This is a genomic window from Moorena sp. (assembly GCF_982860115.1).
In genome coordinates this window covers 1-22,560 of the sequence record NZ_CEYLVT010000120.1, presented here as the reverse complement: position 1 = coordinate 22,560, position 22,560 = coordinate 1, and the positions used below count along the sequence as shown (strand labels likewise).

Genomic DNA, 22,560 nt, shown 5'->3' with positions numbered 1-22,560 from the left:
CGCTGACCGCTGACCGCTGACCGCTGACCGCTGACCGCTGACCGCTGACCGCTGATGTTAAGCTTTGATGAATAGCATCATGGATAGCGCTAGCAAAAGTCTGAATCTCAGCACTATCGGGATTGTGTTCACTATCGAAGAGAACAGAAACTAGCACCCAAGTCTTGTTGCGATGGGCGATATAATCCCAGATTCGGGATAGGAAATCATCTGTAGTGCCCTGGGGTGATTGAAACCAGTAGGTTGCTGAACGTTTGCCGTCTTGCAGAGATAGCCACCGTGCTTTTACTGACTGATTGAGCAAGGTTGGCTTAATGGAGTCTACCTTGAAACCATTGCCCACCAAACATAATTCTGGTGGATGGTGAGCTTGCCAAGCGCTACTGGCCACCAACAGCATTGAACCGGAGAGATTACCATAAACAAACCGTTGCTTTTGAGCAATAGGTAAGCCAGGATTATCAAAAAATCGTTGTTCAGCTTCCGTTAGAGGTAGGGGTTCAGATACCAGTTGCTGGGGTAATTGAATCGATGCAATTGTTTTTACCTTCTCTTGAATTGGCTGAATTTGACCTACCAGCCCTAGAGCGATAACTACAATCAGCAGCCAAGTGATACTCTTAGACTTTTGCTGAAACTGATAGCTGATACCAGTCTTAACTAGAGCAGTAGCCTGGAGATGTCTGTTTTGTTTGTTTAGCCGCCACTGATCATCCTTTAGTGCCAGACCGGAATTAGAGCAATAGCCTAAATTTCCGTTTCGTAATGGGTTTTCTTTCTCCAAACTCCCTTGTTTCTTATCCTTACCCAGCAATGACAAATCCCTAAACACAGTTGTGGCCAACATCAAACCCCCGGAATTCTGAGGAACGGTTTGCAGCAGCATCCAACTGAAGGCACAAGCCAACATAAAACCAATCAGTCCGAGAGGTAGATGTAGCACTTCAGCAATTTGTTGCTGTTGCCAGACTTCTATAATCATGACTAACAGCAGCACCCGGATTGTATTAGCGATCGCTAACAGCACAAGATTTGCAGTACAAACCAGTAACCAACGTATTCCCAGCTGACGACGTTCTAACCAAGTTGCTGCCAGTAAAAACAAAGTCCCTGTCCACAAACTTTTCAGACCACTGCAGGGCAAATCTACCTGAGCAATGCCGTTTTCCATGACAATAATGTCGTGGGAAGAGATAGCTACAATGTGCCAAGCTGACAGCATCTGTTCCACAGCATGAGCAGTGATCACCCTTACTGGAAAACCCAAACCACTGTTAAACTCAGTGCTGAAAGGGACAACACAGGCAACTAAAATTGCAGCAGGTAACCCTTTACGCCAAAGGGATGGTGGGATAAACAAGCCCCATAACCCGTAGCTACCCAGTAGGAATAGGAGTAAGTTGAGTTGTGGGAGATACACCAACCACCTGAATGCGATCGCACTAATCCCAGACCCTAACATTAGCAACAGGGGATAGAGTCTTAAGGTCGGAGTTGCTGACACAGTTATAATTAAGCGATCGCGCCATAGCTGTACCAAACAAGCCATGAGCACAACACCGATTAGCATCAGATTTAGCAGTGATGCATACTTAAATGACTCAAATAGCCATTGCAGTGCCCAGATATTCCCCAAAAGCCAAGCCACTACCAGCACGATGGTGCTGGCGAGGTTTTGACCTCTGGGGGGATCTGAATTCATCCCAGCTGTCATAAAACGTTTCTCCTTCAGAGAAATAAAGTGTGCTAAAAAGGACTATCTATCGGGAGCTATCACTTATGCAGAGCATTTGTAAAAAAGCTATAGCCCCCTCATGGGTTTTAGCTTGCTGTGATAGTACATAGTTCATAGGTTCTGCCACTGTGACCGTAAGCAGTCAGCAGTCAGCAGTCAGCAGTCAGCTTAAAATAAACCTCTTTAGGGAGAATTTAATACTTCGAGATTAATCAGAATTGAAAGTCTGGGGAAAAGCTCATGGCGCGATCCGCACGCTAAGCGAACAACTGACCTAACAGAGATTAAAAGAATGCTTAACTCTTTTATTAAAAAGCTATTAGCAAAGTGCGCGCCGATGCGCATAAACTGATTGCTGTTCGCGTAGCGTGGCCTTTGGCCAATGGCTGATGGCTGATGGCTGATAGCTGAATGCTTAAGTAGCCCTTCAAATTACCAACCATTATATAAGCAATTTTATAAAACAGTAAAAAAACGGATATCTGATATCAAACTATTTTTAGGTCTAGACCAAAATTAGGTTAACTTCAGTTTAGCATCCCCCAATTTATGAAAGTTGTTTGTTTTTGTAACAATACTTTACACAATAGCTATGAATCAGACATTTGAACAGTTAAAGCAGCATAACTGGACTAATTTTATGACCCATCATTTACGGAATTGGTATGGGTCTTGGACAATTTATTCCCCTGAAGGTGAAGTGATGGAATCCTTTGTAGGTAGTCGATGCTCTATTAGTGATACTGAACAAACTCACATTACCCAAACTAACGTATATATGTATGACAATGGAACTGAAGAGGAGAAGGTTTACCAGAATACTCCCAATAGTTTAATCAATGGTTTAGCTGAAGAAACCGAGCAAGCATCATTTATGTATATGTTTGAGCAAGGCTCGGCTATTTGGACAGTAAATCGATTTGAACCAGGGGAGTTATTTGCAGTAGAGTTCTGGTTTAGATATCAAGAATTACGCCATAGTCTGCTAGTAATGTATAACTCAGATGGGGAATTAACTCAAACAGTCAGTGTCCGAGAAGAAGATTTGCAAAAGCCCTGTGATCATTGGACTCTTAACCCAGAGTTAATCCCCGATCGAGATATCCTTAATGGGGAAGAAGGATTAGCCATTACCCTTACCCCAGTCACCCAACTATCTCAGCCAACACCAACTTGTTTAGATTGGGAATATCCAGACCATCAAACTTTTTATTATCCAGATGGGATATCATTAAGTTATCCGTCCAAACTATTACCAGAAATGTCTTTCGTTGTGATTGGAGATTGGCAAGTTAATCCTGACATTAGACAACAACTGCTAGTTGATTATAATTCATCCGGTGAGTTATCGTGCTTAACCTTAAAGAGTAATAAGAATTATTTGACTAACCCTGAGCACCTATGACTACCAACTGCCTCTTCTATCCCGGACAACGTTTGAACCTGCCCAGGGTCGCTTCTTTCTAGAGCTTTGCAGCAATTGCTCGGGCGTCGGCTTGGATCTGGGCGGGTTTGTCAGCATCCATTGGCATCATTCACGTTTTGTATAATCAACTCACCAAAGCTTAGCTATAATTTATGCCACTAAAAATTGAGTATTTATACTCATGATCCAATTGGGATGCGCTCAAAATATCTAATACAACATTTCTATTTGAGTTGTAAACAGAATCCCTCAGAGAAAGGCAAGAGGCAAGAGGCAAGAGGCAAGAGTTAATAAACTATATAAGGATTTTTGGTAAAGTCAAAAACTATAATCCTTTTTTACAATTCATTTAGAAACACCATATTAAATGCGCCGGGTATTTCACTGCTTTCAGTCGATTCATTTAGCTATCCTTGACAGATTAGAGCAAATTTTCAACTTAACCAGTGGAGCATCAAGGGATTTTTCAGTTTCTTGGTGCTCCCTGCCAAAAATATTTTTACTGGTCTGACCAAAACTGCATAATGTAGGTATAATCAATCTAGGAGAGGCACAATAGTATCTAAAAGCGTAGATTGAAAAGGTACATTTTCACAGGGTAAACGCATCTTGTCAATAAGCTTGGTGTAGTTCTCAATAAACCCAGCCTTATTGCGTTAAGAATAGATTTTCTGCATATAGTGTTTATTTAATTTTAAAAACACTATATATAGGAATGAGCAAAATAGATGCGTTTGCATTGTAGATTGTCATACTTAATTGTGAGCAGTCGATCACAGACGTCTGTTTCATAAATAAACAACTTGAGGGTGATAAATACTATAGCTACATAAAAAAATTGACTTTCTCAAGAGGTCTAGTGGTGTCCCTTGAACAACTCGAAGCATTAACAGGATGTGAGGAGCATCTGCAGTTTGCAGCAGAGGTCATCGCTCACTCCGACATTTCTGAATTAGTACGTGCTCAACTCAACCAACAAATTGGTCGTATTCAGCAACGGCAACAAGACCCTAATCTTTATTTGGCAATAGTTGGCGAATTTTCCAGTGGCAAGAGTACCTTGATTAACGCCCTGCTGCGGGATGATTTGCTTAAAACATCTGCTTTGGTTGCCACATCTACTGCCACCCGACTACACCATGGCAATGATCTGATCGTAGAAGCCTCCTTCCAAGGTCCGCGTTCAGGAACACTCAAAACCAAGAAAAATGCCAAGCAAATCACCATTCCCTGGCTAGCGGGAGTTGATGGTATTGATACTAAACATTTTATTCATCTGCTCACCTCTGAGGATGAAGTAGCCAAAGAAGTGACATCTCTGAGCATCTACCATCCAGCTAGCTTCTTGGCTAACAACATTGTGATTATTGACACCCCGGGGACTAATGCCACAAACCCCAAACATGGAGCCATTACCCGCCAAATCATTGAAAGTGAAGCAGATGCAGCGGTTGTGGTGATTCCAGCTACCACACCACTCTCACAAACATTGGTAGATTTTCTCGCTGATTCACTACACCCCTTCTTGCATCGGTGCATTTTTGTGGTTACTAAAATGGATCAAATTCGTAAACGAGAACAGAATGCCCTAATCGTAAATATTGAAAATCGGCTCAAAAAGGCTTTGAATATCAACAAACCAGCTATCTTTGCTGCCGCGCCTCAGATTATCATTGATGACCTCACACCAGAAGAAGATATTCCAGCACATTTACTGCTCTGGCGAGACAGGTTCAGTGAGCTGGAAACCACACTACAGCAGAGACTTCGGCGCGAAAGAATCCTCACCATTGCCGAAAATGTCCTGCGTCTGTTGACCAGACTTTTGGAACAGTTAGAAGGTTATTTGCGTGGGTCGTGGGAGCAGTATAAAACTCGTCAAGCTGCCATTAAAAGTGAAACGATTCAAGACCTTAGTTTGTTTGCAGCTGAGCAGCATCAAGTCTGCCGCAACATAATTGAGGAGGCTAGCTCTCAAATAGCTCTAAGACTCAGTGTCTGCATTGCCGAACACCAAGAAATAACTCGCTCAAAGATTCATAATGCAATTTTGGATGTCAATAATTTGAAAGAACTCGATAGTGTTGTCAAAACCAAAGCTGAAGCTCTTTTACAAGAAAGTCAGCAGCTTCTCCAAAATGACCTCAAAAAAGAGTTTGATACACTGTCCCAAGGGGCACAAACAGCAGAACTTTACTTTGAGCGCAAATTTTCTGAGGCATACCGTCGCCTTGAAGCTCTTGGAAATAATTTTAGGGTAACCCCAAACTCAAAGAGTAGTAGCGTACAACTTAATACCTCCGATGTTTTTGTGTCAATGCAGTCACGGCAAAGTGAACTAGACCAGAACGATGGTAAAACGGTCATCAAAGGTGGGGCAACAGGGGCAGTAATTGGCAGCTTGATTCTGCCTGGTGTAGGTACTGTTTTAGGAGGAGCAGTTGGCGTTTTTATATCTGGTTTTTTTATGCCTTCTCTTGATCAGCGCAAACAAAAGCTTTGGGAGCAACTATACCCTAACCTTGATAGTTACTTTCAGCTTGCCAACACACAAGCTCAAGAAGCTATGCAGACCTACGCCCGAAAAGCAATGGTTGCACTAGACCAGCAAATTGATCAGTACATCACACAATATAAAGAAGTTGTTGATATAATGCTGGAAGAACAAAAAGAGGAATTGCAGAGGTTAAATCAGTTACAAATCTCAATTCAAAGCAATCTCTCAGAGATAGAGCAGCGTAAACAGGGTTTGTCTGCACAACAGCAAAGATTAGCAGAAATTTCTGTATAAGCTATGTGGAGAGGCAATATGTTCGACGACATCATTTATACAACCATCAATAATGAGTCTGGCTGGGATCAGACTATGGCTATAGATGAATTGGCTACAGAGGGAACACTCCCATCAGAGATGGTATCCTCAGAAATCGAGAGTAACTGGAGTGACAGTCTAGATACTGATCTTACTAATGAAGTCGAGAGTAACTGGAGTGAAAGTCTAGATACTGATCTTACTAATGAAATCGATAGTAACTGGAGTGAAATTCTAGATACTGATCTTACTAATGAAATCGAGAGTAACTGGAGTGACAGTCTAGATACTGATCTTACTAATGAAGTCGAGAGTAACTCTACTCAAAGTCTAGATACTGATGTTACTAATGAAATCGAGAGTAACTGGAGTGACAGTCTAGATACTGATGTTACTCACGAAGTCGATAGTAACTCTACTCAAAGTCTAGATACTGATGTTACTAATCAAGTCGAGACTAACTCTACTCAAAGTCTAGATACCGATGTTACTAATCAAGTCGAGACTAACTCTACTCAAAGTCTAGATACTGATGCTACTCATGAATTAGCAACAGATACAGTTAACCAGTCCGAGAGCAAGATTCATGGGGATGAAAATCTCGACACCGAGGCCGCTAATAGCTCAGCAACAGAAATAGCTCAACAGCCAGAGACGGCATCATCAGAGGCTGAGAGTGAAGCGAGTGTAAGTCAAGAGACCGAGCTAACTAATCAATCGGCAACTGACTCTTGGCAAGAAACCACCTCTAAGATGCCAGTTGAAGATACACCAAATGCTGAGAGTGCTAACTCAGAAACAGCATCTCCAGAGCTGTGGAGCAGTGATGAGCTATTGAATAAGCTAGAGGAACTTGACTCTATTAAATGGTATCACCATCGCACAAGTTGGCCTCCCAATGAAGCCTTCAACGGTGTAGGTGAACCACATCTAGATGCTAAATTTTGGCAGCCACAAACTGATCCAGCTTCCTGCGCTGTAGTTACCCAACTGGAAGTCTACGAATCCCTCAAAGGAGTTAAATTGCCGGAAGAAGCCATCTGCCAGGTCGCTGAAGCGAATGGCTGGTATGACCCTAACACAGGTACACCACAGCACGATGTAGGTAAAGTTTTAGAAGCATGTGGGGTGGAGACAGAGCAGACCTATGATGCGACTTTGGTTGACATTTATGATGCCTTAGAGCGAGGTGACAAAGTGATTGTTGCTCTCGATGGTAATGAGATTTGGCATCCCCTTAGGGATGCATCAACAAGTATGCCCATTGAACAACCGGCGGATTTTGGTCACACAGTCTGGGTTACCGGCATTCACCAAAGTCAAGATGGATCAATAAAAATCTTCATTAATGACACTGTCACAACTGACGGTCAAATGAAGGTTGTCGATGCCTTAGATTTTCTCAATGCTTGGAATGATTTTGGCAACCATCTGGTTGTAGCAAAAGCCCCCATGACGTGAACAATCCTGTAGCAGGAGCATCAGACATGACAATTGATAGAGATTTACTCAGCCAACTTTCAGCTCGAACACTCTCAGAACCTAAGGGAGTTGAAGCTTTAATCGGTGGCATCCATCGTCGCCCAGGTTTGCGAGAGTGGGTCACATTGGAATCAGTAGCCCTAGCGCCAGTACCACTGAAGCGTGGAGACCGTTGGCGAATTCTCACGCTATTAGCGGTTCCCATAGAGCTTGATAATAGGTCGGCAGGGTTAAAGCTTCCTTGGGCAGCGATAGAGTGGGTTTGGCCAGAGCAAGTAGTGGCTCAAACAATTCACTTGCGTTGGTATGAAGAAACAGCGGCATTGGGAAATAGTCCAGGTGATACTAGGTTCCCATTGGAGATAGAAGAACAGACTCGTCGTCAGAAGGCTCTATTCCTAGTACTCGATAAGTTTCTCTCATCTAATCCCAACCAGCAAGCTAATCTCTCTAGTTTAGCTCCACACTATGCTGGACTTCTGCCAGAGGCAGTCTATCCCTATTACTGGGCTTTGATTCCTAGCAGTAAGCAATGGTTGCGCCCTGATGTCTCAGCTTTTGTATTGCCCTCTGCTGAGTCGAGTAGTGAGCCATCTACACAAAACCAGAAAGCAGAGGTTCCAGTCCCTCCACTGCGGGCATTAACCCCTCCCACTGATTTAACTAAACAGGTAAAGTCTTGGCTGCGCCAAAGTCTGATGTTGGCCGAAGCCCAAGAGCTACAAGAGGTTGTTACTGACCTGCAAGGTTTGGATCATCGGCTAGGTTTGCCCGGTTTCCGACTGGCCTTCGTTGGTGAATTCAGTCGTGGTAAAAGCACTTTGATTAACCGTCTATTAGAGCAAGCACTCTTGCCAGTTGGTAACTTGCCTACAACTGCTACTCTGATCTCCATTGTGCCAGGATCAAAAGACACTATGGAAGTGCGTTTTCCTCAAAGGCTCCCGGAGGTGCGACCCTTGCAGGAAGACTCATGGCAGGACTTGCTGGTTCCTGACCCAACAGCTAACAATCAAGATATCTTGGCGCAAGTGCGGCTGACGTTGAATCACCCGTGGTTGCAAAAGATTGATGTTGAGTTAATTGACACACCAGGAGCTGGAGACCTTACTAGTCGTCGTGCAGCTCAAGTCTTTAGTTTACTAAGTCAGTGTGATGCAGCGGTAATGTTGGTCAGTGCCACTCTGCCTCTTAGTTTGACGGAAGTGGCTTTTCTAGAGCAAGAGGTAATTGAGCGTAATATACCTCGTGTTTTAGTTGTTGTTTCTAAACTCGATACTATCCCTGAGGAGCAAAGAAGCAGTGTCCTGGCAAATATTCGCCAGCGGATTGCCGGAATCTCCGCAAAAATCCCTGTTTTGCCCTTGCATCCAATTGATCAAGCCACATCAGAGGTACAGGCATTGGAAGCTGTACAAACTGAAATTGAAATGATGGTCGTTAAAGGAGAGCGCAGAGTTTGGCGTAGCCGACAAGTAGCTGGTCAACTGGTGCAGCGTCTTGAACAATTGATAGACATTGGAAAAGCAAAGATTACTATTGCTCAAATGGATATTGCCGAAAAAGAGAAGGCTTCACAGCAGGCAAAAGCAGCAATGCAGAAGGCTCAGTTGGGTTGGGAGGAAATTCGGCTAAAACTAGACCAGCGACGGCTCAGGTGCTACAAAAACAACCTACAACCAAAAATTGTCAGCGCTAAAACCGATTTACTAGAGCGTCTCACCTTTGAACTCAAGAAGACACCCAATCCAAAAACTTGGTGGAAGCAAGACTTGCCTTTCCGTCTTCGGCGAGAATTCGTTGTTCTTAGTCGAAAACTAGAAAATTCACTTATGAAAGTGCTTGCTCAAGACATAGAGTGGCTTCAAAAGGAGGTATCAACAACTTTCCCTACTCAAACCTATCGAACCACTGTTGATGCTTCAGCGACCCAAGAAATTTTGCCTAGTTTTCGAGATTTATCCCTGGCTGATGTCCGACAGTATCGATTATTAACAAGAATTGGTAGCAGTGGTGCAATGATTAGCAGCTATGTTCTCGGTGGACCTATTGGCATCGTTACCAGTACTATAGTCTGGATTTTAGGAGAACAAATCATCAATAAAGAACTTGAAGAACAAAAAACGTTATTAACTCAAGAACTGCGATGTGTTATCGACAAAGCTATTCATGAATACTGTCGAGGCATTGGCGCATCTCTGGGTCAGTTATACAAGCAACTTGCTGAAGAGACCAAACAAGAGCAAATAGTGTGGAAGCAGTCCAAAGCTCTTGCCATTCAAACCAATGGAGTTAATCAGGATGAACAAGTGTGGGAGCAAATGATTAATAATGCTTTGACTATAAAAACTGAGATTATCCAAGCCCTGAAAAAATAAGTTAATTTAGATGAGGAAACTACCATGACTAGTTCAGGTTACCAGCAGCAATACGAATATTTTCAGGACAAGCGCAAAATCCTTGAGTCTTTAATGGAGAAGCAATTATATATTTTCAATTCTCTCAACATGACTGGCTGGGAGGATACACTTCATTCCTTAAAAGAACGAGTTCATTCTGATAATTTTAAGGTACTAGTACTGGGAGAGTTTAAACGGGGGAAAAGTACCTTTATTAATGCTCTCCTTGGGAATGAAATTTTGCCAGCTTATGCTACACCTTGTACAGCAATTATTAACGAAGTTAAATGGGGAGACTCTCCAAGCGCTTTACTTCACTATGAGCAGTCTAACGATGGTTCAAAGCTTCCACCTAAACCAGTTTCTATAGAAGATATTGAGCAGTATGTTGTCATTCAAGATGATCAGAATGAAAAAGAAGCTATTCACAGTAATCCTTATGAAAAACTAGAGCTATTTTGGCCCCTAGAACTCTGTCAAAATGGGGTAGAAATTATTGACTCTCCTGGTCTTAATGAAAATGATATTCGTCAGAAAATTACGACGGATTATTTATCTAGAGTTGATGCCATACTTTTTGTTCTTTCCTGTGAAGCCCTAGCCTCTCAATCTGAACTTAACTTTATTGACAATACCTTAAGAAGTACAGGACATGAAGACATATTCTTTATTTGCAATCGTTTCAATCTGATTCGGCGTAAGGAGCGAGAGAGCATCAAAAAACGTGCGTTTTCTCAGTTAGCACCACGCACTCAACGGGGTAAATCAAGAGTATTTTTCATTGATTCTCTTGATGCTCTAGAAGGACGTCTTGATGGTGATGAACAACAAGTTGCAAGGTCAGAGATATCCCAAGTCGAGGACGAACTGGCCAAATTTTTAGCGACCGAAAAAGGGCGAGTAAAGCTACTAGGAGCAGCAATGGAACTAAGAGCAGGAATTCGCGAGGCGCGGCGAGTCATTCCTGAACGAGAAACGTTACTCCGAACAGATATCAATACTCTCGAAAGGCGGTATGCGAATGCTCAGGAACCACTAAGACAATTAGAAAGTGAACGGCAGCAAATCGTTACTCGCATCTCTAACTTTCTGGAAGATACGAAGCTTGCTGTAAAAGACCAAGCTTTAGATTTTTATCGTGAACTGACTGACCAAAAAATTTCCGAGTGGGCCAAGAACTACACTATTCAACAGCCGGTGGAGTTTTTCAAACTAGAGTTTATGACCGCACAGATAGAAAGGGTAGTTACGGAAGTAACAGAATATCTTTCTAGTCAAATCGAAAAGGATTTGTCAAACTGGCAACGCTCACAGCTACAACCCCTAATCACTCGCCGTCTGGAAAGTCTCAGGACTGAACTCAATACCAAGGCACAGGAATTTGTTCGTAAACTGGATGATTTGCGCTTACAGATTACCGGAACTTCTGTTTCCCCCACAGCCGTTGATCCAGAAAAGAAGGTTTCTGCTATCGAGCGATTGCTGGCTGCTGCTGGTGGATTCATTACTGGTGGTTGGGGTTCAGCCGCCCTCGGAGCTGTCTTTGGCTATGAGGAAATGCTCAAAAGTATCTTGCCACAGCTAGCAATCGGTATTACAACTATTCTACTAGTTGGTTTAAATCCTTGGGTACTCATTCCGGCGATGATGGCAGGCGGTATGATTCAAGGTGTGTTCAAGATGAAGTCAACTAACGAGAAAATTAAAAAAGTAGTGGTTCAAGAATATGTAAATCAAATTCGCCAATCAAGTTACCAAAAATCTGATCAGATTGCTAATGCAGTTATTACTGAGCTTAATGAAGTCAAAAATACTGTAGATCGGGGACTCGGCAAGGAAATCCAAAGCCTTCGAGACCAAGTGGAATCAGTCTTTACTGAAAAGCAAAAAGGACAGGTAAATGTAGATCAAAAATTGGGTGAATTGCAGTCAATATCTCAGCAACTGAATTTAGTGGAAAGTCAGCTAGATGAGCTGATCAATAGCTTGATTATCTAGTGCTACTGCAACGAAATGGAGTGGCGAGTGAGGAGTTATCAACTCATAGCTAACTGGTAGCTCATGATCACTAAAGGTTGCAACTGGCAACGCGAGAGAAAAGGGCTATCACCCAACCACCCACTAAGGGGTTCCCCCTAGAATGGAATCGACGCCAAAGGGGAATTGAAGACCCACAAGGAAGATGCCCTGCCGGAGCAGAATGGTTGAAGGTCAGGTCAGGGTAGAACAACCATTTTGTTTCATTATTGTCTCCTTTCAAACACCATCCAACCTGCTCACTAAAGAGGCAATAGGTTTCCCAGTTGGAGTCAGGGGTTCCCCCTACACTTTCCCAAATACACTTCTGTACACTAAAACCAAAGTGGCCTTTGGAGTATTTTACCCAAAGCTGGTCGATGGTACGCAGGTCTTGGCATGGGAATTTATTGATTGATTCTGGGTCAAGCCAACCTTTCTTTCCTCGACTGCTAGCCTTGAGCATAACTCTTTCGGTTTCTTGGTCAGCTTCTTTCCACATCTTCGCTGCTAGCCAGCCACGCAGTCTAGTGTAGTCTATCTCGCGCTCAGAACACAGCTTAACTTCAGAATCAATCCGTATCAATTGCTCAGCAAAATTTTTTAAATCCAGGTTGCCAGGTTTTGCTTCACAGGCTTTTTTGATCAGTTCTGGTACTCTATTTTGAGATTCTGCCCAAGCTATTAACTGAAAGATTATCTCAGATAAATTACCATTGCTGGCGATGGTATGTAAATTTTTGTCTAACTTAAAGCGAACCATCTGCCGCAACTCAGAAGGGGTGTGGAAAGCACTCTCAAGGGCTTTTTGTAAATCTTCGTATTGTTTACCACTTAGTTCCATAGCTTTTTGTTTGACACTCCCTCACTCTCAGTGATCGCGTCCTAAAAAGAAGCAACATTGTTGATCGTCTTACCCAGAAAGTAGATAACCCTTGGGGGATGTGGTAAGCTAAAACGCATTTAAAATGGGTTTTAGCAATGGCAAAAGGCAAAAGGCAAAAGGGGAGTGGATTCTATATTTTTTAGTTAATTTGAATAATATACAGTACCGTTATTTTTCCTTAGGAAGTGCTAAAAATTATCAACGAACAGATTTAATTATAGTTGAGAGCTAGAGTATCAGGGGTAGAGAGGAGATAATCGAAAACTAGTTCTTACCGATTCCCAATTCCCGATTCCCGATTCCCAATTCCCGATTTAACACTCATGAACTAGTTAAATCAGCCAGTTACTCTAACTTCATAGTTCACGGTTCCTAGCCAAGACATCCCAGGTATTTGGTATGGCTTGAATAGTAAACTATCTAAGTTACCATACTTTACTATATGCTTGATAAAATGTTGAGAACCTTTAAAAATATCAACACTATTAGGTATAGAGTTATCTTCTGAACCTAAATTTAGAGGTAACTTAGCTAAATCCTTGAGAGACTTTAACGACTCATAGGCTGAAGAAAACTGAATATAGGTAGAAATAGCGCTACGCATTTTTGAATCAAGCCCAGCCGGATTCTTAAGTTTATCTTCTTCAATAACTCCGCCAAAACGCTTTTTAAGAAACGTCCTAACATTGTCTGAGTAGGACTTGGAATTATACTGATAAATCGCCTGAGTAATAGAAGATTGCTTACCAGAGTTAATCATTTCTCCTACCACGTAAGCTGCAATATCCGCAGTATAATCAGAATCTCTGGCTAACCTATCCAAAGCTTCTTCGACACTGTTAACATCTATGTTGTCATTGGGGTCTCGATAGGCCACAATAGCCGAACCAATATCTCCAGCCCATGAGGTATGGTCACCAGTCCAGCTAGTGAAATCTGACCATTGGAATCCAGGCTGATTAATTTGATCAGAAAGGGAACCGATAAAATGACCAAAGTCAGTAATTTCACCACTTAATATCAATTCATTGATATTGAGTTTTCCTTCAAATTCATCTCGAATATACTCTTGGTGATACCCCGTAGCTGTACTCCATAACCGACTAGTATATGCCTTCTTAGTGTACCCACGCAAATGATTAACAATTTCATAAGCGGATTTACCAGAGTTCTCACGTTCAATTTTCTCGATGAATTCCAATGCTTCTTGTAGTTTAGACATAGGTTTCAACTAGATTAATCCCTCTTAGTCATACTGTAACCTACGTCTTGGATTTGTTAGATTCCGGATTTCTTGGGCAGATTTAGGTTTGAAGGTTGGATGGTTGGATGGTTGAAGGTTGGATGGTTGTTTGGTTGAAGGTTGGATGGTTGAAGGTTGTTCGCGAAGCGTGGCCTTTGGCCAAGGTTGTTTGGTTGAAGGTTGTTCGCGAAGCGTGGCCTTTGGCCAAGGTTGGATGGTTGAATGGTTGAAGTTTGTTCGCGAAGCGTGGCCTTTGGCCAAGGTTGGATGGTTGTTCGCGTAGCGTGGCCTTTGGCCAAGGTTGAATGGTTGTTTGGTTGTCAGGTTGTTCGCCTTTGGCGTTCGGTGAAGGGTAGGTTGTTTGGTTGAAAGTTTGGAAGTTTAATAACCTGTAACCTGTAACCGCGTCACCTGTAACCTGTAACCGCGTCACCTGTAACCTGTAACCTTCAACCTATAACCTTCAACCTATAACCTTCAACCTTCAACCTTCAATATTTAAGCTTCAACCTTCAACCTTCAACCTTCAACCTTCAACATTTAACCTTCAACCAAATAAAATTTCTAGATTCTACCGCATCGCAGCAGTGGGGGGCAAAACTAAGTTAGGGTTTGACCCCTGCCCATGACCGTTAAGGGTGCCATTATCAGGATTATCTTGGAGTAAAGCCTCCCGAATCATCCGAGCAATTACTCGCTGTGCCAAACTACCAGCAATTTTTTGTCCCATTTCCTGGGTCTCCTGTTTTATCAACACTTGAGGAATAACTGGCAACAATTGCATTAGGTCAAAACCAGGAGTGTCTTGTAAAATTTTCCAAATCCGCTGGATATTCTCAGTGCTTTCGGGTTTATCTTCTGGCTTCTTGTCTTGATCTTCTTTATTATTTGTTTCTAAGCCTAGACGTTCCTGCAAGGCATAACTGACGTTATCCAAGGTCTGTCGTCCAAAGCTATCGATAGCCTTGACAATCTCATTGACCAAGTGCTCCCGGATAAAGGCTCCTCGCTCTGAAAAAATAAAGTCTAGGGTCTGATCTAAGACTTGATTAATATCATAATCTGGAGAATTTCCAGCATTGCGCAACAGGTTTTCCAGACGGTTCCAACGGAAACCCTCATCCTTGAACAGTAAATCCCTTAAGGATGCCCGTAATTCCGGTGATGGATCCGTCAATAGGCGCTTGGCTACATAAGGGTAGGCTTTACTGAGTACTTTGAAATCTGGCTCAACATTAATGGCAATCCCTTCTAAGGTGACGAGGGAGCGAATAATCAGGGCATAGTAAGCGGGTACCCGGAAGGTATACTCATACATCAACGCTGATAACTGGTCAGTGATACTCTTGAAGTTGAGTTCTGCCACACTGGCTCCCAAGGCATTATTAAAAACGTTGGCTAGGGCAGGAATAATTGGTGTCAGGTCTGTATCTGGGGTCAGAAACTCAAGCTTCACGTAGTCATTGGCCAAACCAGGGAAGTCACGATTGACCAGATGCACAACAGCTTCAATCAAACCATAGCGCTGATAGGTCTTGACTTGGCTCATCATCCCAAAGTCAATATAAGCCAGCTTGCCGTCAGAGGTGGCTAACAGGTTTCCAGGGTGAGGGTCAGCGTGAAAGAATCCGTGTTCCAGTAGCTGTCGCAAGGAACAGTTTACCCCAACTTCAATCAAGTGCTTGGCATCAATGCCTTTAGCCTTGATTGTTTCCATATCCGTCAGCTTACTACCCGTTATCCATTCCATAGTCAGGACACGACGCCCAGTGTACTCCCAGTAAATTCGGGGAACATAAATTTCTGGTAGTTTGCCGTAAAGCTCGGCAAAGCGTTCAGCATTGCGCCCTTCATGCTGATAGTCCATTTCTTCAAAGATCCGGGCACCAAACTCATCCATGATGGCAACCAGGTCACTGCGCACCCGCTTGACATTATTTTGTACCCACTGTGCCAGACGGCGTATAATGTATAGATCGAGGGTAATTTTATGTGCCAATCCTGGTCGCTGTACCTTGACCGCAACAGTTTCCCCAGTTTTGAGTTTGCCCTTATACACCTGCCCTAAGGAAGCCGCTGCCACAGGCTTTTCAGTCAGTTCAGCGAAAATATTTTCCGGGCGATCGCCTAATTCTTCCTCAATAAATTTATAAGCAACCTCATTCTCAAAGGCTGGGAGTTGGTCTTGTAACAGGGTCAACTCATCCAAGAAAACTTGTGGGACTAAATCCGGTCGTGTGGAAAGAGCTTGTCCGATTTTAATGTAAGCTGGCCCTAGGTCGGTTAAAATTTCCCGCAGCTGAATCGCTCTGCGCTGGTTCTTGGTAACATCCCGACCGCGAAACCGATCCCACCACAGACCTAGAGCAAACGATATAAATGAAGAAATAATCGTGAAAGACCGCCCTAGAACTTGCAGGTATGCCTTGTGGTACTTGGCTGCGATCGCGGAAGGGTCGTACCGTGGTTTTTCTGTTTCCAAGACAGAGGATTCCGTTGTCGAGCTCAACTCTTCCTCAACTGAGCTCTGATTTCCCGACACTGGTACCACTGACCTGTCCGCATCAGCCTGTGAGTCTAGTGCTTGAACAGAAGTTGGGGAAACTGTTTTAGGATTCATAAGAAGATATTTCCGACGGACCAACAGAAGCGATTCTGTAAACTATTGTAACAAAAGGGGGATATCATTAAAACTTAATAAAGGTTCGGCAATCTTCATAGCAGAATGGTGGAATAACCCATGCCTGGGTAAGAATACTGATTTTTAGTGGACACTTGACGATAAACTGAATGGTGAACGCTCAACGATTACTAGAGTTAACCCTTAGACTTCAATTGGGTATTAGGGTGTGACTTTTCGGAAATTGTTACAAAATGTGTTTAATATCACAATTTTCCCAACAGTGAATTTTGCTCAATGTTACTTTATTTGCGAATTCACAACTTTGCCTTAATTGACCACGTAGAAGTGGAATTCGGTGCTGGTCTAAATGTGTTGACTGGGGAAACCGGTGCGGGTAAGTCCATTATTTTGGATGCCATTGATATTGCCCTGGGAGGAAAAGTCACCAATCGGCTGATTCGCACAGGGACTAAACGGGCTTTGGTAGAAGCCACCTTCTCGGTAGATAACCCCTTGATAGCCTGGTTGAGTGAGCAAGAGATTGACTTACTTGATCAAGCCGATTTAGTCTGTAGCCGAGAGATTACCGCAACAGAGAAAGGCATGCGATCGCGTTCTCGGGTCAATGGCACGATAGTTAATCGGCAACTGATGGAGGGACTGCGTGAGCGCTTGGTAGAAATTACTGCTCAGGGTCAAACCATACAGCTAATTGTGCCAGCACGCCAGCGAGGGCTACTCGACCTTTACGGCGGTTCCGTTGTGATCCAACAGCGAGATCGAGTGGCATCTGCGTATATAGCTTTTCAAGAGGCCAAGAAAGCTCTAGAGACACAGCAAAAGTCTCAGCAAGAACGCCTACAACGTCTGGACTGGTTAGAGTATCAAATTCAAGACCTCAGTGCTGCCAACCTGAGCGCTCCTGACGAACTTGAACAGCTTGAACGTGAACACCAGCGTCTGAACCATGTTGTGGAACTCCAACAGAGGAGTTACCAAGTCTATCAAGCACTTTACCATAATGATCAGGGTACAAAAGCAAGTGCTGACTTATTGGGTCAAGCGGAAAGTACCTTACAGGATATGGTAGACTATGATAGTCAATTGCAACCTCTACTAGACTTAGTCAGTGGAGCATTGGCTCAGGTGGTGGAAGCTGCCCATCAGATTAATGCCTATGGAGATGGACTAGAGACTGATCCGGAACGTCTCCAAGTGGTGGAGGAAAGAATTGGGGTTCTTAAACAAATTTGCCGCAAATATGGACCAACCCTTGCTGAGGCAATCGCTCACTATGAGACCCTACAGGCAGAACTGGAAGAATTAGGCAGTGAAGGTGCATCTCTAGAAGAATTAGAGACAAATTACGCATTGAGTCAGGAAAACGTGACCAATGAATGTGAGCAACTGACAAAATTGCGCTATAGGGCTGGGTCAGAACTTGAAAAACAGCTGGTTAACCAGTTAAAGCCCTTGGCTAGGTCGAAGGTAAAGTTTACAGTGGAAATCAGCCCCATTGTCCCCACGGCAGCTGGTGGAGATCAAGTCACCTTTTACTTCTCTCCCAACCCCGGAGAACCCTTGCAACCTCTTGCTAAGACGGCTTCCGGTGGAGAGATGAGTCGATTTTTACTGGCACTGAAAGCTTGTTTTTCCAGGAGTAATGAGCCAGGAACAACCTTAATTTTTGATGAAATTGATGCTGGGGTGTCTGGTCGGGTAGCAGGAGCGATCGCAGAACGACTCTACCAACTCAGTCAACGGCACCAAGTTCTTTGTGTGACTCACCAACCGTTAATTGCTGCGATGGCAGACCAACATTTTAGGGTGGATAAACAGGTGATTGCTCAACCGATTTCTAGCATTTTAAAACAACCATCTTCCCCTCAAGGTAACTGCTCTAGCAGTACTCAAGTAGTTACCCAACTTTCCGAATCGGGAATGCCCGATATTCGAACTGTAGTCAGGATTAGCCTCCTGAATCATCCCCAAAAGCGGCAGGAAGAAATCGCTCAGTTAGCTGGTGGACAGTCGGCTCAAGATGCTATGAATTTTGCGGCTTCCTTGTTGTCCCAAGCTGCTAGCTGGCGTAAGACATGCACAGTGGGAAAACAGGACCTTGACTAAACAACGAAAATTCGAGAGAGCTAAATGTGAAAAGTTGAGAGGTTGTGATGCATTAGTTTAATAGTTGGATCGCAATTGATTAATTAAGCTACTGACAAATTAATCTAGAATGCACTATAATCCAGTCAGGCCATGTTTAACTCTCAATCAGAAAAAATCTACTCAGCGGCCAGCATAGAAGGTGCTCTCTAGGTAATCAACAGATTAGCCTTAAACCCAGATCAATTCGGTTAACTGGCTCTGACGAGTCAAGAAGTATCAATCTAAGAGTCAATAACTTTAAAAAAGACTCTATCATTAGATCGCTTCAGCATTCGCAAAAGCTTTAGCGCAGGATAATTCTATGGTAGCTGCATCTGTTTATCAACACAATTCAAATCAGGTGGAAAAGGGGAGCATATCTGAGGCAAATTCCTCAGCAGCCGGTTCGCTAGTTGCGGCGGGACAAGGGATATCTAACTTTCTGGCACCTTTAAACCGGGAAAGTTTAAAACACGTAGTCCCAAGTGTAGAAAGCGCACTCCAGATCGTCAATCAAACCCTGTCGATGCTGGACGCTCTACTGGAAAACCAAGATTTTGAGAAGGTTCTCCAGGAGATTTTGAATGCGATTACTCTTAAGACGGCAGAGTTAATGAATGCCGACCGAGTAACAATATTTTTTCTGGATGAAGACAAGCACGAACTTTGGTCGGTAGTGGCAAAGGGAGAGGGAAACAACACCTTAGGAGAACTGCGATTTCCAGCTGATAAGGGCATTGTTGGTGAAGTAGCTACTTTCAAACGGGTGGTTAACGTTCCATACGATTTTTATGATGACCCTCGTTCTAACACTGCCAAAAAATCTGACCAAAAAACTGGATATCGCACCTATACTCTGCTAGCATTGCCCCTGTTGAATCGACAGGGGGATTTAGTTGCTGTAGTACAATTACTGAATAAGGTCAAAAATTCCTATACACAGAATGCTTCCTTAAACGAAAAAATTGATCAAGAGGGCTTTACTGACGAAGATCAAAAACTGTTTAACGATTTTGCCCCGTCGATGCGGCTGGTTCTGGAATCCTCGAAGTCATTGTACCGAGCTACCCAGAGACAAAGAGCTGCAAACGCACTGATCAAAGCTACAGAATCCCTCAATCTCAGCAGTTTGGATCTAGACGAAACCCTCAAGCGGGTGATGGATGAGGCGAAAACGCTGATGAAAGCCGACCGTAGTACCCTGTGGCTAATTGACCGAGAGCGTAATGAACTGTGGGCGCAAATTCCCCAAGCGGATGGTTCCTCCCAAGAAATCCGGATCCCAATGGGGGTTGGCTTTGCCGGGAAGGTAGCTCAAAGCGGTGAAGCTCTAAATATTCCTTTTGACCTCTATGATCATCCCAATTCTAACAATTCCAAAAAAGTTGATCAGGAATCTGGTTATCGCACCTGTAGCCTGTTGTGTATGCCAGTGTATAACTCCAATCAAGAGTTAATCGGTGTAACCCAACTAGTCAACAAGAAAAAGACCGGTGACTTTGAGCCCTACAATCCAAATGATTGGCCGAAAGCTCCCGAATGCTGGAAAGCAAGTTTTAATCGAATTGATGAAGACTACATGAAGGCGTTCAATATTCAAGCTGGGGTAGCCATACAGCGAGCCAAACTGTTTGCCACCATTAAACAGCAGGAACAAATTCAGCGGGATATGCTGCGCAGTCTCAGTAATGGGGTTATTTCCACCGATAAAACCGGTAAGATTATCGCTACCAATGAAAGTGCCAAGAAATTGCTGGGGTATTACCCTGGAGACAGCTTGGAGGGGTTATCGGTTAGTCAGTTGATTAACATCAAAGGCGGAAATTTTGCTCAATGGCTCCAGAATGCTTTAACTGCCAAGACGGAAAAAGACAGCCGTCAGTACTACCCCGACCAAACCCTGATCTCACAGGGGTTAGAATCAACCAAGCATTGTGTGAATCTCTCGATTAACTCTATTGCTGATGCCAGTGATCAAACCCATGTCTATGGTGCGTTGGTAGTCATGGATGACATTAGTGATGAAAAACGCCTCAAGACTACCATGTATCGCTACATGACCCAGGAGTTAGCAGAGGAGTTACTTAAGCTTGATGACCATAAATTAGGAGGCGATCGCAAAGAGGTATCAGTTCTGTTCTCAGATATTCGTGGCTATACTGCCTTGACCGAAAGTTTAAAGGCAGAAGATGTCGTGGGTATGCTCAACGACTATTTTGAGTCGATGGTGGATGCAATTTTTGAATATAAAGGTACCCTCGACAAATACATTGGCGATGCGATAATGGCTGTTTTTGGTTCGCCCTTGCCCCAAGAGGATCATGCTTGGAGAGCAGTGCAAACTGCCTTAGAGATGCGCCACCGTCTCAAAGAGTTTAATCAACAACGTGTTAAGGCTAATCGAAAACCTTTAAAGATCGGGATTGGCATAAACTCTGATAGCGTCATTAGTGGTAATATGGGTTCAACTAAACGAATGGAGTTTACCTCTATTGGTGATGGAGTCAATTTAGGTGCTCGCTTGGAAACGGCTAGCAAGCAATACGGTTGTGACATCCTAATTAGTGAAAATACTTACAGAGCTTGTGTTGATCAGATCTGGGCTAGGGAATTGGACAAGGTAATTGTTAAGGGCAAGACCAAGCCAGTATCCATTTATGAATTGGTGGGCCTAAAATCTGAACCGATTTCGGAGTACAAAGCACGAATCATTGAACATTACTACAAAGGCCGTCAGTATTACCTCCAGCGACAGTTCGCCCTTGCCATGGGTGAGTTTGGCACCATTCTAGAAAAATATGACAAACATGACCGAGCATCTGTATTGCACCTGAACCGTTGTCAGCGTTTTCTTCAAGAACCTCCTAACGATGACTGGGATGGTGGCTGGAAGTTGTTAGAGAAATAGTCCTTAGTCCTTAGTGATTGGTCAAAGGATAATTCTTAAGACCATAGCGCCCATACAATTCCCATAAAATGCCCATACAATTGCCCATACATACAATAGGGTTCGATACAATAGGCGCTTAGCAACAGGTGCAAGCCTAAGTCTTGTTTCAATTAACTAAGGACTAATGGATTAAGGATTAGAGAAGCTTGTGAGTGTACTCATGCTGTTTGACATTATCTTCCTTGGTAACAACTCGCTGCATATTTAGCAACCGCTTGCGTTCTGTGGAAAAGTTGAAGTTATCAAAGGTTGTGCCAAGGGGAATATGAGCGATCGCTTCTGGACAACTCTTGTAAGTGCGTGCAGCGGCGAAGGCTCGGTTAGTAAAATCATCGCAAAACTGAGCATCCTCTGGAAACTCAGCGGGTTTAAAAAGCCTATCCCCTGACATTACTTTACCTAGAGTCGTACCACAAGCCACTGAGTAAGATGTAGGAACGCTTTTAAGCAGTGCTTCTAGAGAGGCTGAGGGGATGGGTTCAATAATTTGAACTTGATGAACTTCACCCTCTTCTTTGATAAAGCAGGTGGCTAAGCCCACCACCAGGTAGTTATCGGTAGATAGATCCGCAGCATTAGCTAAGGGAGTTAAAGCGGTCATAAGACGATTTCAGTAAATGGTTTGAAACCAAGATAAATCAAGCGCCAAGATAAATCAAATCAATAGCTTTGGTGGCATTCTATCAGCAGAGCAGGCCAGCTGATACCGATTAATCCCACAGCCGCTCACCTAAGTCTTCTCTATTCTTCTCTTCTTGATGCAAAGCGCGAGTGGGGGAAACCCCCGCAGGTCGGCGCTGCATCGCTAAGTCTGGTGGTGGAGTGATGGCTTTTTGCCAT

General features: G+C 43.5%; 13 protein-coding genes. 7 read left to right on the top strand and 6 right to left on the bottom strand.

All coding sequences use genetic code 11. The features are described 5' to 3' along the window. A partial coding sequence (gene xrtO, locus AC4II3_RS19685) for an exosortase O (protein ID WP_488009716.1) occupies positions 1 to 1,714 on the bottom strand: 1,714 nt, incomplete at its 3' end. A gap of 613 nt (positions 1,715 to 2,327) precedes the next feature. Between xrtO and AC4II3_RS19680 the strand changes: the two genes are divergently transcribed. The 5 genes from AC4II3_RS19680 to AC4II3_RS19660 all read left to right on the top strand — a co-directional run bounded on the left by AC4II3_RS19680 (position 2,328) and on the right by AC4II3_RS19660 (position 11,852). After that, positions 2,328 to 3,140, top strand: coding sequence for a DUF3598 family protein (locus AC4II3_RS19680; RefSeq protein WP_488009718.1), 813 nt, complete (start codon positions 2,328 to 2,330; stop codon positions 3,138 to 3,140). A gap of 883 nt (positions 3,141 to 4,023) precedes the next feature. Next, entirely contained in the window at positions 4,024 to 5,952 is a 1,929-nt protein-coding gene (locus tag AC4II3_RS19675) for a dynamin family protein (RefSeq protein ID WP_488009720.1), read from the top strand. Positions 5,953 to 5,970: 18 nt separating this feature from the next. Beyond that, complete coding sequence (locus AC4II3_RS19670) at positions 5,971 to 7,434, top strand: hypothetical protein (protein WP_488009722.1); 1,464 nt, start codon at positions 5,971 to 5,973, stop codon at positions 7,432 to 7,434. Between the two features lie 26 nt (positions 7,435 to 7,460). After that, complete coding sequence (locus AC4II3_RS19665; protein WP_488009724.1) at positions 7,461 to 9,833, top strand: dynamin family protein; 2,373 nt, start codon at positions 7,461 to 7,463, stop codon at positions 9,831 to 9,833. 24 nt (positions 9,834 to 9,857) lie between these two features. After that, positions 9,858 to 11,852 (top strand): dynamin family protein, encoded by a 1,995-nt coding sequence (locus AC4II3_RS19660; protein WP_488009726.1) that lies wholly within the window; start codon positions 9,858 to 9,860, stop codon positions 11,850 to 11,852. Positions 11,853 to 11,922: 70 nt separating this feature from the next. Here AC4II3_RS19660 and AC4II3_RS19655 read toward each other — a convergent pair whose 3' ends face one another. The 4 genes from AC4II3_RS19655 to AC4II3_RS19640 form a co-directional block, all read right to left on the bottom strand. Next, entirely contained in the window at positions 11,923 to 12,714 is a 792-nt protein-coding gene (locus tag AC4II3_RS19655; RefSeq protein ID WP_488009728.1) for a GUN4 domain-containing protein, read from the bottom strand. A gap of 379 nt (positions 12,715 to 13,093) precedes the next feature. Beyond that, positions 13,094 to 13,978, bottom strand: a complete 885-nt coding sequence (locus tag AC4II3_RS19650) for a hypothetical protein (protein WP_488009730.1) — start codon at positions 13,976 to 13,978, stop codon at positions 13,094 to 13,096. A gap of 82 nt (positions 13,979 to 14,060) precedes the next feature. After that, positions 14,061 to 14,432, bottom strand: a complete 372-nt coding sequence (locus AC4II3_RS19645; RefSeq protein WP_488009732.1) for a hypothetical protein — start codon at positions 14,430 to 14,432, stop codon at positions 14,061 to 14,063. Between the two features lie 138 nt (positions 14,433 to 14,570). Then, positions 14,571 to 16,619, bottom strand: a complete 2,049-nt coding sequence (locus AC4II3_RS19640; protein ID WP_488009734.1) for an ABC1 kinase family protein — start codon at positions 16,617 to 16,619, stop codon at positions 14,571 to 14,573. Positions 16,620 to 16,916: 297 nt separating this feature from the next. Here AC4II3_RS19640 and recN point away from each other — a divergent pair, with 297 nt between their 5' ends. Then, entirely contained in the window at positions 16,917 to 18,749 is a 1,833-nt protein-coding gene (recN, locus tag AC4II3_RS19635) for a DNA repair protein RecN (RefSeq protein WP_488009736.1), read from the top strand. 343 nt (positions 18,750 to 19,092) lie between these two features. Next, positions 19,093 to 21,678 (top strand): GAF domain-containing protein, encoded by a 2,586-nt coding sequence (locus tag AC4II3_RS19630; protein WP_488009738.1) that lies wholly within the window; start codon positions 19,093 to 19,095, stop codon positions 21,676 to 21,678. 178 nt (positions 21,679 to 21,856) lie between these two features. On the opposite strand, the gene AC4II3_RS19625 is transcribed toward AC4II3_RS19630, so the two are convergent. Continuing rightward, a complete protein-coding gene (locus AC4II3_RS19625) occupies positions 21,857 to 22,321 on the bottom strand; it encodes a hypothetical protein (RefSeq protein ID WP_488009740.1) in 465 nt (154 codons plus the stop codon). Between the last annotated feature and the right edge of the window lie 239 nt (positions 22,322 to 22,560).